The following is a 13,261-nucleotide window of genomic DNA, read 5'->3' on the forward strand; positions in this document are numbered from 1 at the left end:
AAGCTATGGGCGGCCCGTGACCATTCGGAGCGGGACGGGTGAACTCGGCTCGTCCGCCGTCGAAACGGATGGGGGACGAGGCGAGGGCGTCGGGCGGTGCTCAGCGGGAGGAACGCGTCGCGCGACGGCGCACCAGCGCGGCGCCCAGTGCGAGGGCGGCGATCGCCCAGAGCGCGGCCGCCGACGAGAGCTCCCCACCGGAGCGGGCGAGTTCCCCGCCCGTGGCCGCCGTGGGGGAGGGGACCGGGTCCGCCAGCGAGAAGCTCGGTGCGACCGCGCCGATCGCCACCGGCCACCGGGCGTCCGCGAGGTAGGCGTCGAGGAAGGGGGCCCGATCCCCGGCGGTCGGCACATCGGCCGACGTGCCCTGCGCGTGCAGGGTCAGGATGCCGCCGTCGATCGTGACGGTGGTGTCGCGAGGGGAGGGCCGCCAGAGGAGGGAGTCCGTCGTCCCCACCGTCAGCAGCGCGGCGTGCCCCGGGGACAGTGTCCAGTCGATGGCGCGAAGGGTCACGACCGTCGTGCCGCCGGCATCCACCGGGGTGAGGGTCTCATCGATCAGGGTCGGGATGCCGTCGACACCGACGTCCCACAGCCGAACATGCGCCGCACCCTCGCCGCGCGTCTGCAGCACCACCTCGGCGCTGCCCGTCAGGCGCGTCTCCTCGGCGACGGGGACCGACAGCGTCTGCGAGGCACCGAGCGTTTCGACGGTTCGCGGCGCCGTTCCGAAGAACGACCCGTCGCCGTCGTCGCCGTCGGGCAGAGCACCGGCGCCCTCGCCCGTGTCGACGTACTGCGCGGGGGCGAGGGCGGACGTGACCTCGCGCGTCGTCCCCGGCCACTCCGCCTGGGCCCGCCAGCGCCCGAGGTTGTCCTGCAGGGCGAACGAGGGCGCGGGACCCTCCTCGTCGCGGAGGTGGGCGTCGAAGAACGCGCGCACCTCGCCGAACCAGTCGGCGCGCCCCATCTGCAGGCGACCGGCGGAGTCGACGTCGTTTCCGGCGACGTGGTCCCACGGCCCCGCCCAGGCCGACACCGGCCCTTCCAGGCCGTCGACGACGTCGACCAGTCCGTCGGCGCGGGTGTTGCGCTCGGTCCAGCCCTGGGTGAACAGCAGCGGTACCGTCGCCCCCTCCGCCCGGCTCGCGAGATCGCGCGCGGCCCATTCGGGTGACGCGCGCTCGGCGACGAGGGTGTCGGCGAGCAGCGACGTCGCGCACTCGGGGTGACGTTTCTCGTAGGCGGCGTTGTCGCGGTAGCGGTCGGTGTCGGGCGGGATGACGAGGCCGTCGACGTGTCCCGGGGTCGCGATGCCGGGAAGGGCGGCCATCTGCAGGTACGCCTCGGGCGTGGCCCGATTGTTCTCGGTCGGGATGCCGTTCTCCCACAGGTACGAGTACGGATCCCACACCGGTTCCTGACTGACGACGGCGGCGAGGCCGGCGGGACGCGCGGCCACCCCCATCAGGCCCGTCATCGCGTCGTAGGACTTCCCGTACATCCCGACCCTGCCCGTCGACCAGGCGGCGCTCGCCGCCCACTCGACGGCCGCCGTCACGTCGGCCTGCTCACCCGGACCGGCGAAGTCGAGGCACCCGGTGCTGCCGCCGAAACCGCGCAGGTCGACGAAGACCATCGTGTACCCGGCGGCCAGGAGGCCGCCCTCGTCGATGAGCGCGCGATGGCGCTGTGTCGGACCGGTGAAGGGCCGGTGCTCGTCGGCGGCGGCGCCGCTGTGCGAGAAGTAGGGACCGATCGAGAGGATGACGGGGGTGCGCGCATCCGGAGGCAGGTGCGCCGGCCGCAGCACGTCGGCGTGCAGCTCGACGGGGTCGCCGTCGGTGGAGGCGGCGGGCGAGGGCAGGTACTGCTCGGTCCACACGGCCCCCTCGGGGACGGAGGGGTTCTGCGCGTGCGTGACGCCGGAGGCCACGTCGGAGGCGGAGGTCGTCGTCGTCGGCGTCGCAGGGGCGATGGATGCCGCGGGTGTCGGCGCGATGTCGAGGTCGGGGGTCGCCGCGGACGCACCGCCCGCCCAGAGCAGCGTCATCACCACGCTCGACGTGACGATGAGCCCGGCCGTTCGACCCCGCATTCCCACTCCCTTTTCCCCCGCAGGTTATCGCGCGGCGGATGCGCGGATGCGAGAGCGCGAGCTGCCCCGGCTCAGCGGGAGGAACGCGCCGTGCGGCCCCGCACGACGCCCACGAACGCCTCGACATCGGGCGTCGTGTTCTCCCGCAGCCAGGCCAGCGCGACCGTGGACACGGGTCCGTCCCGCAGGATCCGGTACTCCACGTCGCGACGACGGTGCGCGCGAGCGAGGGACATCGGCACGATCACCACACCCACGCCGGTGGCGACGGTGGCGATCGCCTGGGCGGTGTCGCCCGGCGGCGCGAACGCGGGGGGCACGGCATCCGGGACGACGACGTGCAAGACGTCATCGGCCGCGGCGATCACCACCTGCCCCGCGAGGTCGGCGAGTGCGAGCTCGTCGGCGGCGGTGAGCTCGGAATCCGTGGACATCACCACGACCGGCTGCTCCTCGTAGATCTCGATCACGTGCAGGTCCTCGGATGCCGCCAGAGGCAGGCGCACCAGGGCGGCATCGAGGTCGTCGATGGCCGCGCGCTGGTGCTCGACCGTGATCTCTCGAAGCTCCAGCGAGACGTGGGGCATGCGTTCACGCCACAGATCGATCCACTTGCCGGGCGTCGCGCCGGGGACGGCGCCCAGGACGAAGGTGCGCGGCTCCTCCCGAGGGGGCGGGGCCGGGCGGGAGACGCTCTTCTTCGCGGGTCGTGCGCGGCCCGCGGCGACGGGACGGGCGGGACCGCCGCGCCGGGGCGCGCCGCCGCGTCCCCGAGAGCCCTTGCCGTTCACCATGACTCCAGGCTAGCCGCGGGAGTAACGTGAGAGCATGATCGGCATCCTGGCGCTCGTCGTCGCGGGACTCGCGGCCCTGCTGCACGTGTACATCTTCGTGCTCGAGAGCGTGCGCTGGACGAACCCCCGTACGCGGAAGGTCTTCGGCATTCCCGACCAGCAGACCGCTGAGATCACGAAGTCGATGGCCTACAACCAGGGCTTCTACAACCTGTTCCTGGCGATCGGCGCGATCATCGGGATCATCGTCTGGGTCGTCAGCGGAATCGGCGACCCGGTCGGGCGCACCCTGCTGGCCTTCTCGCTCGGCTCGATGCTGGCCGCGGCTCTGGTGCTCGGGAGCACGGGCCGCAAGAACCTGCGCCCCGCGGTGATGCAGGGCACCCTGCCTCTCATCGGGCTCGTGCTGACGTTCCTCGCCTGAGCTCCGCCCGCGCGGAGCCGACGGCGGCCGAGCCCGTCGGGTACACGAAAACCCGCACGCTCCGAAGAATCGTGCGGGTCGTGGATGCCGATGAAACGGCGGAGTCAGGCGGCCAGGCGCAGCCCCCGACGGTCGGTGGCGACGGCTTCGCCGTCGTTGATGATCTCGTCGTCGCCGATCAGCGAGCCGGTGGCAATGCGGGCGTTGTGGCCCACCTGCGTTCGCACGCCGATGTGAGCACCCGCGCCGATCACCGCGCCCGCGCAGATGTGCGCGTGCGGCTCGATGTGCGCCTCGGGTCCGATGACGGCGTCGGACTCGATCCAGACCCCACGACCGACGCGGACGCCCGCGGCGATCTGCACGCCGGGTTCGACGTAGGCACCGTTCTCGACCAGCGCCGACGGGTGGACCTTCGCGCCGTGCGCGACGAGTCCGCGACCGTTGACGTGCTTGCGGTAACGCAGCGTCTCGCCATGGTCGTTTTCGATGTCGATGTAGTTCTTACCCACGATCCCCTCCGGACGGCTATCGGGTCAGCCGACATGTATGACAACGGGTGCAGAATCGGCTTCATTCCCTCGAATGCTTCTTCGTCGCCCGTGCCATGATCGGTTTGCTCGACGTCGAGAGAAAGTGCGGCACGGTTCCCGGCGTCGGTGTCTTCCCCCGTTCTCCCACGGGGAAGCGAAAGGCGCGGGCGGGTTGACACGCGGGGCGTGCGGGTGGGGTGACGTGGCGTCGGCGTGCGCGGGTCGGTCCACTCTGCTGCCGTCACGCGGCGGGACACCTCACCCGGGCTGGCAGGTGGGGCACCAGTACACGTTTCGCTCGCTGGTGGACGAGGCGCCGAGGCTCGTGGCGCGGATGGGCGTGCCGCAGCGCCGGCACGGGGCTCCGTCGCGGCCGTAGACCCAGAACCGTCGCCCGGGGCGACTGTCTCCGGTGAAAGTGCGTTCGGGGCGGGGGAGGTTGGCGCGGATCATGCGCTCGCCGAGGGTGATGGTGGCCTGCACGTCGATCTCGTTCGCCGGGGTGGTCGGCGCGATTCCGCGCACGAAGAGCAACTCGTTCGCGTAGACGTTGCCGAACCCTGCGACGTTGCGCTGGTCGAGGAGTGCGACGTGCGCGGCGCGATCGTCGGCCGCGACGCGGCGGACGGCCTCTGCCTCGTCCCAGTCATCGGCCAGCAGGTCGGGTCCGAGATGCCCGATCACGGTGTGCTCGTCGACCGTGCGGAGGACCTCGACCATCGCAAGGTCGAAGCCCACGGCATCCGCCCCGCTCACCCCGACGATCGCGCGTGCCTTGAAGGCTTGACGTCGCCACCGTTCGCCGGGCCGGTAGACGTCCCACCGGCCCTCCATCTTGAGGTGGGAGTGCAGCGTGTAGCCGCCGATGCGGTGCAGCAGGTGTTTACCGCGCGCGGCGACCTCGTGCACGGTCTCACCGCGCAGATCGGCGGTCGCGCTGCCGGGCACGCGGATGTCGAACCGCGTGACGACCTTGCCGGTCAGTGCCGCCGACAGCTTGGCGGCGGCGCGGTAGACGGTGTCGCCCTCAGGCACGGTGCACTCCCGGGTCGTGGGGCGCGGAGGGGTTCGCCGGGGTCTGGGTCTGGGCCGAGGCCGCCGCGGCGTCGGTCCCGCCGGATCCGCGTTCGGGCCGACGCGGCCGGACGAACGGCGCGGGCGACGTCGGTGCGGGGGCGGTGCGGGCCACCGGCCCGCCGCGCTCACGCACGAGCGGCCTCGCGAATGGCGTCGCCGGCGGTGAGTTTGCGCAGGGTCAGCCCCTTCGGGGACTCGACGAACCCCGCTTCGCGGAGCGCGCGTCCGACCGCGGTGCCGTACACGAACGCGCCGTTGACCTGCTCGACCGTCAGGGTCTCGAGGCGACGTCTCTTCGCCGTCTCGGCGAGGTCACGTGTCGCGGACTGCAGCTGCGCCTCGTCGTCGGTGAAAGCCAGCGCGCTGCGGCCGCCACGCTCGAGGTACAGCGTCAGGTCGCCGTCGACGAGCACGACGAGTCCGCCGGCCTTGCGTCCGGGGCGGTGCGTGACGCCCTCGATCGACGGCCACCCGAGGGCCGCACCGTAGGGATTGGCCGGGTCGGTGGCGGCGAGGGTGATCGCGCGTCGCGGTGGGGGGTCGGCGACCGCCGCGAACTCGCGCAGACGGTCGACGGTGGCGGAGGCGGCGAACTGCGCCGCCCCGAGCTTCTCGATGACGTACCCGCGGCGGCAGTGGCCCGCCTCTTCGAAGCCCGCCAGGATGCGGTACACCTGCGCGAAACCGCCGGGGACCCCCTCGGACTGCACCGCCCCTCGCGTGACGACGCCGTACCGATCGAGCAGCAGGCTCGCGGTGGCGGTGGCCCGGGCGGCGGGGTCCGGCTCGCGTTCGGGAAGCAGCGACCATCGGCCGCCCAGCGACGGCGGGCGAGGAGCCGAGGTTGCGCGCGGCATCGTCGCGCCCCGGTACATGCGTGCGCGCGGAGCCCGACGGGCGACGCGGTGGGACTGCCCGCCGCCGCTCAACAGGGTGCGCACCGGCGCGAAGGTGTCGTTCGTGACGCGTCCCGCCCAGGTGAGGGCCCACAGGGCGTCGTTCACCGACTGCTCGTTCTCGGCGCCGGCCAACTGCCTGAGCTGGGCAGCGAAGTACGCGCCCCCGCCGTCGAGAGCGCCGAGGATCCGCGCCTCCAGCGAATCGGGCGCCGGATCGTCGGCGTCATCCGGGTCTTGACGCGTGAAGGGGGCGGCCTCCGCCGGGTGCAGGGCGATCCAGCCGTCGCGGCCGGGCAGGGTGCCATGTCCCGACCAGACGACCTCGCCCGTCGCGGTCAGCTCGTCGAGCAGGGCGGGGGAGTAGTCGGCGACGCGCGACGGCAGCACCAAGGATTCCCACGCGCTCGCGGGGAGGGGAACACCCGCGAGTTGCTCGATCACCGCGAGCACGCCGTCGATGCCCTCGAGCGGGCGACCGAGGTGCTGCCAGACCGGCAGGAACCGCGCGTAGGCGGCGGGAGGGACGGGTTCCACGCTGCCGCGGATCGCCGCCAGCGAGCGCATGCGCAACCGGCGCAGCACTTCGACGTCGCACCACTCGGTGGCGTCGCCGCGGTTCCCGCCCGACGCCTCGGGAAGGAAGAAGCCGCTCGCGAGGCGCCCCTGCGACTCGAGGCGCTGCAGCGTCAGTCGCGCGACCGCGATCCCCACGCCCAGGCGAGCGGCCACCGCGTCGGTGGTGAACGGCGCGTGCGTGCGCGCGTATCGGGCGACCAGGTCGCCGAGCGGGTCGGCAAGGGGCTCGAGGAAGGCGTTCGGGATGCCGACGGGAAGTGCGGCGCCCAGCGCGTCGCGCAGACGCCCGGCGTCTTCGATACCGGCGACCCGAGCGACGCCCGCGATCGTCAGGCGGATCGCGCGGCGGTCGTCGACGAGGGTCGCGAGGTGACGTTCCGCCTCGGCCAGGGCGTCGGTCTCGGCGTCCAGTCGCGCGGCCACCTCGCTCGCGTCGAGCGGGCCGAGGATGCGCAGCAGATCGGCGACGCCCTCGACGCCTCGCGCGCGACGGTCGGGGTCGAGCCGCTGGGCCTCGCGCTCGAACTGGGCGATCACGTCGGGGTCGAGGAGCTCGCGCATCTCGACCTTGCCGAGCAACTCGCTCAGCAGAGCAGGGTCGACCGACAGCGCGGCGGCGCGGCGCTCGGCGAGGGGCGAATCGCCCTCGTACATGAACGCCCCGACGTACCCGAAGAGCAGATCGCGGGCGTACGGCGAGGGCTGCGAGGTCGTGATCTCGACGAGGCGGATGCGCCGTTCGCCGATCTGCCGGGTCAGGCGCAGCAGCGCGGGAAGGTCGTAGACGTCTTGCAGCACCTCGCGGAGCGTCTCGAGGATGATCGGGAACGCCGGGTGGCGCTTCGCGACCTCGAGCAGCTGCGCCGAGCGTTGGCGCTGCTGCCACAGGGGGGAGCGACGGTTCGGATTGAGTCGGGGCAGGAGCAGGGCGCGTGCCGCACATTCGCGGAAGCGCGAGGCGAACAGCGACGAGCCGCCCACTTCGTCGGTGACGATCTGCTCGAGCTCGTCGGGCTCGAAGACGAAGAGGTCGGCCCCGGGCGGCTCGGCGGCGGCATCCGGAACCCGCGCGATGATGCCGTCGTCGCTCGCGACGGCGGCCCCCTCGACGCCCAGGCGCTCGCGGATGCGGGCGTTCACCGCGAGGGCCCACGGGGAGTGCACCTGCATGCCGTACGGGGAATGCAGGATGATGCGCCAGTCGCCGACCTCGTCGCGGCTGCGCTCGACGGTGAGCGTGCGGTCGGTGGGCAGGCTGCCGGTGGCTTCGCGCTGTTCGGCCAGGTAGGCGAGCAGGTTGGAGATGGCGTTGTCGTCGAGACCGGATTCGCGGAGGCGCTTCTCGGCCTTGGACCGGTCGCCCCCCGCCAGCTCTCTCGAGAAGGCGCCGAGCGCCTCACCGAGCTCGGCGGGGCGGCCGATGCCGTCGCCGTGCCAGAAGGGCAGCTTGCCCGGTTGGCCGAAGGCGGGCACGACGTTCACCCGGTCGTGCGTGATCTCGACGATGCGCCAGCTGGTCGTGCCCAGGGTGAAGACGTCGTTGACGCGCGACTCGTAGACCATCTCTTCGTCGAGCTCGCCCACGCGGGCGTTCTGCGACTCGCCCGCGACGAAGACTCCGAAGAGGCCGCGGTCGGGGATCGTGCCGCCGCTGGTGACCGCCACCCGCTGCGCGCCCGGCCGACCGGTGAGCGTGCCCGCGTCGCGGTCCCACACCAGGCGAGGGCGCAGCTCGGCGAACTCGTCGGACGGATACCGCCCGGCCAGCAGGTCGAGGGTGGCCTCGTAGGCCGAGCGGGGGAGGGATCGGAACGGCGCGCTGCGCTTGACGGTCTCGAACCACTCCTCGACGTCGATCGAGCCGAGGGCGGAGGCGGCGACCGTCTGCTGAGCGAGGATGTCGAGCGGGTTCTGCGGCACCGAGATGGCCTCGATGCGCCCCGCCAGCATGCGCTCGGTCACGACGGCCGTGTGCAGCACGTCGCTGCGGTGCTTGGGGAACAGCGCCGCGCGGCTCACCTCGCCCACCTGGTGGCCCGCGCGTCCGACGCGCTGCAGCCCGGAGGCCGCGCTCGGGGGCGACTCCACCTGGATGACGAGGTCGACCGCACCCATGTCGATGCCGAGCTCGAGGCTGCTGGTCGCGACGACGCAGCGCAGGACGCCCGACTTCAGCTCGTCTTCGACCTGGGCGCGCTGCTCCTTCGAGACCGAGCCGTGGTGGGCCTTCGCGAGGATCGCGGCGACGCCCGCCGACGAGCCGGCCTGCGCCATCTGCGCCGCCGGCACGGTCGGATCGGGCACCTCGATGCCGACCCGCTCGGCGTAGATCTCGTTCAAGCGCCCGGTGAGCCGCTCGGCCAGGCGGCGGGAGTTCGAGAAGACGATGGTCGACCGCCGCTCGAGGATCCGGTCGACGATGGCCTCTTCGACGTGCGGCCAGACCGACCCGGCCATCTCGGTGCTCTCGGGGCGATCCGAGAACCACTCGCCGTCGGCGGCCTCGTCGGGGGCGGGGCTGCCCGGCGGCGGAGGCGGGTTGAGCATGTCTTCGATGGGCACGACGACCGACAGGTCGAACGCCTTGGTGGCTTTGGGGGCCACGATGTCGACCGGCTGGGCACCGCCGAGGAACCGCGCGACCTCGTCGATGGGTCGAACGGTCGCCGACAGGCCGATCCGCTGCGCGGGCTTGTCGAGCAGCGCGTCGAGGCGCTCGAGACTCACGGCCAGGTGGGCGCCGCGCTTGGTCGCGGCCACCGCGTGCACCTCGTCGATGATGACCGTGTGCACGCCGCGCAGGGTCTCTGCCGCCTGGCTGGTGAGCATGAGGTACAACGACTCGGGGGTCGTGATGAGGATGTCGGGCGGGGCGGTGACGAGCTTGCGGCGGTCGCTGGAGCTCGTGTCTCCGGAGCGCACGCCAACGGTGACGGACGGCACCTCGATGCCCAGCCGGCGGGCGGACTGACCGATGCCGACGAGCGGCGAGCGGAGGTTGCGCTCGACGTCGACGCCGAGCGCCTTCAGCGGCGAGATGTAGAGGACGCGGGTGGTGGTCGGTGGGGTCTTCGCGAGGGTGGTCTTCGCGGCGCCGCGCGGGCGACGCGGCGGGGGAGCGGCCTCGGGCCCGTCGGGAGCCTTTTCGCGGAAGATGCGGTCGATCGCGAAGAGGAACGCCGAGAGCGTCTTGCCCGAGCCGGTGGGGGCGACCACGAGCGCGTTGCGCCCCGACGACACGGACTCCCACGCGCCCTTCTGCGCGTTGGTCGGAGCGGGGAACGCACCGCGGAACCAGTCCCGCGTGGCGGGCCCGAATCTGTCGAGTACGTCAGCCATGCCGCCATCCTCTCTCGGACCTCCGACATCGGGTCGGGGTTGACGTTCGCCCGTCGCGGAACGGCCGCTGCCCTCGGGTGCCCGTCCCGTGCTTCGCGGCCTCTCGACCGAACGATCGACCCCTGTCGTCACCCCTCGGTCGGGGTGCCCCCCTCGGCCAGACGCGCCTCGAGGAACGCGCGCACGTCGTCGAGTTCGTCCTGCGAGACCGAGTGGGTCAGCCCGGGGTAGACGCGACCGCTCAGCTCGCTGTGGGCCGGCAACCACTGGGCCGTCATGTCGACGAGGTGCGCGGGGATGACGTCGTCGCGCGAACCGCGTCCCCAGAACACGGGCGGTCGCCGCTCGGCCAGCACGGCGTCGCCCGGCAGCTCGCCGGCGGCGGCGTACCCGGCCAGCACGACGGTGAAGGCCACCGCGTCGGGGTCGACGCGTAGGGTCTGCACCGCGACGGCGCCGCCCTGCGAGAACCCCAGCAGCCCGACCGGCCGCGGCCCGACCTCTTCGCGGATCCAGGAGAGCAGCCCCTCGGCGGCGCGCGTGATCGCGACGGGGTCGCGGCCGTCGAGACCCTCGATCGGGTACCACGACGCCCCGGGGGTGGGCCACGGCGGGGTGAGCGGCGCGCGCACGCTGGCCATCACGAAGTCGGCGGGCAGGTGCGGCACGAGCCCGAAGAGGTCGTGCTCGTCGGACGCGTAGCCGTGCAGCAGCAGGAGCACCGGCCGATCGCCGCGTTCCTCGGGCGGCGCGGACCAGCGCACGAGGGCGGAGTCGAGGGGAGGGTGGGTGCTCATGCGGCCCATTGTCGCAAAGGCCTCCGACATCCGCTGTGGGCGAAGACACGCGGCATCCGGGGCGGACGGTTGATATACAGGGATCATGCCCGTACGCACCCCCGACCCCGATTCCGGCGACAACGGCGACGAGAACGAATCGTTGTCGGCGTCCTTCTCGGGCGCCTCGGGGGGCCCGAACCCCAACCCGGGGTGGTTGAGCGAGGTGGAGCTGGCCGAGGCCCGCCGCCGCCTGCCGATGCTGTACGTCGAGGCGCTCCCCGTGCGCACCGACGGCATGGGGGCCGTCACCCAGGTCGGCATCCTGCTGCGGGCGACGCCTCTCGGCGAGATGACCCGCACGCTCGTGTCGGGGCGCGTGCGCTACGGCGAGACCGTGCGCGACGCACTGTTCCGCCACCTCGAGAACGACCTCGGCCCCATGGCCTTCCCCTCCCTGCCCCCGTCGCCGACGCCGTTCACCGTCGCCGAGTACTTCCCGATACCGGGCGTCAGCGCGTTCCACGATGATCGCCAGCACGCCGTCGCGCTCGCCTTCGTGGTCCCCGTCACGGGAACCTGCGAACCGCGTCAGGACGCCCTCGAAGTGACGTGGCTGTCGCCGCAGGAAGCGGCATCCGAGGCCCTCTCCGACGAGATGGAGGGCGGGCGGGGCACGCTCATCCGCCTGGCGCTCGCCTCGGTCGGCGCGCTGCGCTGATCCTCTCGCGGATGCCGTTCCGCGGCCTGGCGGCGGTGGCGTCGGTCCTCGACGTTGCCGGTGTCGGAGGTCGTCCCTAGGGTCGGAGGATGCCGCATCCTCCCCTCGAACCCCTGTCCCTTCCGCTCGACCGCGCCGGCTGGTTGAGCTTCGCCGGGGAGCGCCCGGCCGAGCGTCTCGCCCGCGTGGCCGAGATCGACCGCCGTCTCGTCGCCGAGACGGCGCTGACCACGAGCGAGCGCCTCGACCTCTGGAACGACGCCGACATCGCGCTCGCCGAGGCCGCCGCGCCGTCGCACCTGCTCAGCGAGTGCCACCCCGACTCCGACGTGCGCGCCGCCGCCGAGGCGCAGGCCCAGGCGATCGACGCGGCGCAGGCGCGCCGGCTGCTCGATCGCGACCTGTGGCACGTGTTCTCCGACGCCGACGCCGCGGGCCTCGACGCCGCGCAGCAGCGCCTGCTCGACCACCTCCGGCGCGATTTCCGCCGCGGTGGTGTCGACCTCGACGACGCGGGCCGCGCGCGCGTGCAAGAGCTCGCCGACCGCGACACCGCTCTGTCGCAGACGTTCTCGCGCCACATCCGCGAAGGACGCCGCGAGATCCGCGTCCCGGCCGCCTCGCTCGAGGGACTCCCGGCCGATTTCCTGGCCGAGCACCCCGCCGACGACGAGGCCATGGTGACGCTGACCACCGAGTACACCGACCTCATGCCGGTGCGCGAGTACGCCCGCGACATCTCCGTGCGTCACGCCCTCGTCGGGGCGTACAACGATCTGGCGTGGCCCGAGAACGAGGCCGTGCTCGCCGATCTGCTCGCCGTCCGTGCCGAGCGGGCGGCCCTCCTCGGCTACGGCGACTGGGCCGATTACGAGACCGAGACGCGCATGATCGGGTCGAGCGCCGAGGTGCGCGCGTTCCTCGATCGGGTGGCCGAGGCCGTCGCCCCCGCCGCCGCGTCCGAGTACGCCCGCGTGCTCGAGCGCCTCCGCCGCGACGAGCCCGACGCCACCGAGGTCACGATCGCCGACTTCTGGTATCTGCTCAGCGCGCTCAAGCGCGAGGAGTACGACGTCGATGCACAGCTCGTCCGTTCGTACTTCCGCTTCGATCGCGTGCTCGACGGCGTCCTCGCCACGACGGCGCGACTTCTCGACGTCGAGTACGTCCCGGTCGACGCGCCTTCGTGGCACGACGACGTGCGCACCTACGACGTCGTCCGCGCGGGCGAGCGGCTCGGCCGCATCCACCTCGACCTGCATCCTCGCGACGGCAAGTACAACCACGCCGCGTGCTTCGGGCTCGTGCCCGGCATCACGGGGCACGCGCTGCCCGAGGGGGCGCTGCTGTGCAACTTCTCGCGCGGTCTGCTCGAGCACGACGAGGTCGTCACCTTCTTCCACGAGTTCGGTCACCTCGTGCACGACATCCTCGGCGGTCATCACCGCTGGGCGTCGTTCACGGGGATCGCGACCGAGTGGGACTTCGTCGAGGCACCGAGTCAGCTGCTCGAGGAATGGGCGTGGGATGCCGAGGTCCTGGCATCGTTCGCGGTGAACGACGAGGGCCGGGCCATTCCCGCCGACCTCGTCGCGCGCATGCGCACCGCCGACGCGTTCGGCCGCGCCCTCGAGGTGACCCGGCAGCTCGGACACGCCACGACGTCGTACCGCCTGCACGTCGAGCGTCCGACCGACCTTCAGGCTGCGGTCGACGGCTACTACCGGTCGGCGAGCCCGGTCACACCCCTCCCCGGGTCGCACTCGTACGCCGGCTTCGGCCATCTCACGGGCTACGGCGCCTGCTACTACACCTACCAGTGGAGCCTCGTGATCGCGCGCGACCTGCTGTCGGCCTTCGCCGGCGACCTGTTCGACGTCGAGACGGCGCTCCGCTACCGGCGCGAGATCCTGGAGCCCGGCGGAACCCGCGACGCGCGCGACCTGGTCGAGGCCTTCCTGGGTCGCGAGAGCACGTTCGACGCCTACCGCGACTGGCTGGCGGGGGCGTGATGCGGTGAGGGC

General features: G+C 72.5%; 9 protein-coding genes. 3 read left to right on the forward strand and 6 right to left on the reverse strand.

All coding sequences use genetic code 11. From position 1 onward, the window contains the following. Window positions 1-100: 100 nt before the first annotated feature. Complete coding sequence (locus ASF96_RS03190; RefSeq protein WP_055935895.1) at window positions 101-2,098, reverse strand: CocE/NonD family hydrolase; 1,998 nt, start codon at window positions 2,096-2,098, stop codon at window positions 101-103. Window positions 2,099-2,169: 71 nt separating this feature from the next. Further along, window positions 2,170-2,892: a LysR family substrate-binding domain-containing protein gene (locus ASF96_RS03195; RefSeq protein WP_055935897.1), complete on the reverse strand. Its 723-nt coding sequence runs from the start codon at window positions 2,890-2,892 to the stop codon at window positions 2,170-2,172. A 34-nt stretch (window positions 2,893-2,926) separates the two neighbouring features. Here ASF96_RS03195 and ASF96_RS03200 point away from each other — a divergent pair, with 34 nt between their 5' ends. After that, on the forward strand, window positions 2,927-3,316 hold the full coding sequence (locus tag ASF96_RS03200) for a DUF1304 domain-containing protein (RefSeq protein ID WP_055935899.1): 390 nt from the start codon (window positions 2,927-2,929) through the stop codon (window positions 3,314-3,316). A 104-nt stretch (window positions 3,317-3,420) separates the two neighbouring features. Here the strand turns inward: ASF96_RS03200 and ASF96_RS03205 are convergent, their stop codons facing one another. The 4 genes from ASF96_RS03205 to ASF96_RS03220 all read right to left on the reverse strand — a co-directional run bounded on the left by ASF96_RS03205 (window position 3,421) and on the right by ASF96_RS03220 (window position 10,537). Then, entirely contained in the window at window positions 3,421-3,828 is a 408-nt protein-coding gene (locus ASF96_RS03205) for a transferase (protein ID WP_055833497.1), read from the reverse strand. A 279-nt stretch (window positions 3,829-4,107) separates the two neighbouring features. Then, entirely contained in the window at window positions 4,108-4,884 is a 777-nt protein-coding gene (locus tag ASF96_RS03210) for a DNA-formamidopyrimidine glycosylase family protein (RefSeq protein WP_055935903.1), read from the reverse strand. 167 nt (window positions 4,885-5,051) lie between these two features. After that, a complete protein-coding gene (locus tag ASF96_RS03215) occupies window positions 5,052-9,740 on the reverse strand; it encodes an ATP-dependent helicase (RefSeq protein ID WP_055833506.1) in 4,689 nt (1,562 codons plus the stop codon). Window positions 9,741-9,868: 128 nt separating this feature from the next. Continuing rightward, on the reverse strand, window positions 9,869-10,537 hold the full coding sequence (locus tag ASF96_RS03220) for an alpha/beta hydrolase (protein ID WP_055937644.1): 669 nt from the start codon (window positions 10,535-10,537) through the stop codon (window positions 9,869-9,871). Window positions 10,538-10,622: 85 nt separating this feature from the next. Here ASF96_RS03220 and ASF96_RS03225 point away from each other — a divergent pair, with 85 nt between their 5' ends. Both ASF96_RS03225 and ASF96_RS03230 read left to right on the forward strand, forming a co-directional pair. After that, a complete protein-coding gene (locus ASF96_RS03225; protein ID WP_055833509.1) occupies window positions 10,623-11,237 on the forward strand; it encodes an NUDIX hydrolase family protein in 615 nt (204 codons plus the stop codon). Between the two features lie 89 nt (window positions 11,238-11,326). After that, complete coding sequence (locus tag ASF96_RS03230) at window positions 11,327-13,249, forward strand: M3 family metallopeptidase (protein ID WP_055935906.1); 1,923 nt, start codon at window positions 11,327-11,329, stop codon at window positions 13,247-13,249. Window positions 13,250-13,261: the final 12 nt, after the last annotated feature.

Source organism: Microbacterium sp. Leaf179, from assembly GCF_001423785.1.
GTDB lineage: Bacteria > Actinomycetota > Actinomycetes > Actinomycetales > Microbacteriaceae > Microbacterium.

Excerpts from the sequence above, each read along its gene's own strand:
- ASF96_RS03220 (WP_055937644.1), bottom strand. The coding sequence starts at position 10,537 with ATGAGCACCCACCCTCCCCTCGACTCCGCCCTCGTGCGCTGGTCCGCG.
- ASF96_RS03190 (WP_055935895.1), bottom strand. The coding sequence starts at position 2,098 with ATGCGGGGTCGAACGGCCGGGCTCATCGTCACGTCGAGCGTGGTGATG.
- ASF96_RS03195 (WP_055935897.1), bottom strand. The coding sequence starts at position 2,892 with ATGGTGAACGGCAAGGGCTCTCGGGGACGCGGCGGCGCGCCCCGGCGC.
- ASF96_RS03230 (WP_055935906.1), top strand. The coding sequence starts at position 11,327 with ATGCCGCATCCTCCCCTCGAACCCCTGTCCCTTCCGCTCGACCGCGCC.
- ASF96_RS03200 (WP_055935899.1), top strand. The coding sequence starts at position 2,927 with ATGATCGGCATCCTGGCGCTCGTCGTCGCGGGACTCGCGGCCCTGCTG.
- ASF96_RS03215 (WP_055833506.1), bottom strand. The coding sequence starts at position 9,740 with ATGGCTGACGTACTCGACAGATTCGGGCCCGCCACGCGGGACTGGTTC.
- ASF96_RS03225 (WP_055833509.1), top strand. The coding sequence starts at position 10,623 with ATGCCCGTACGCACCCCCGACCCCGATTCCGGCGACAACGGCGACGAG.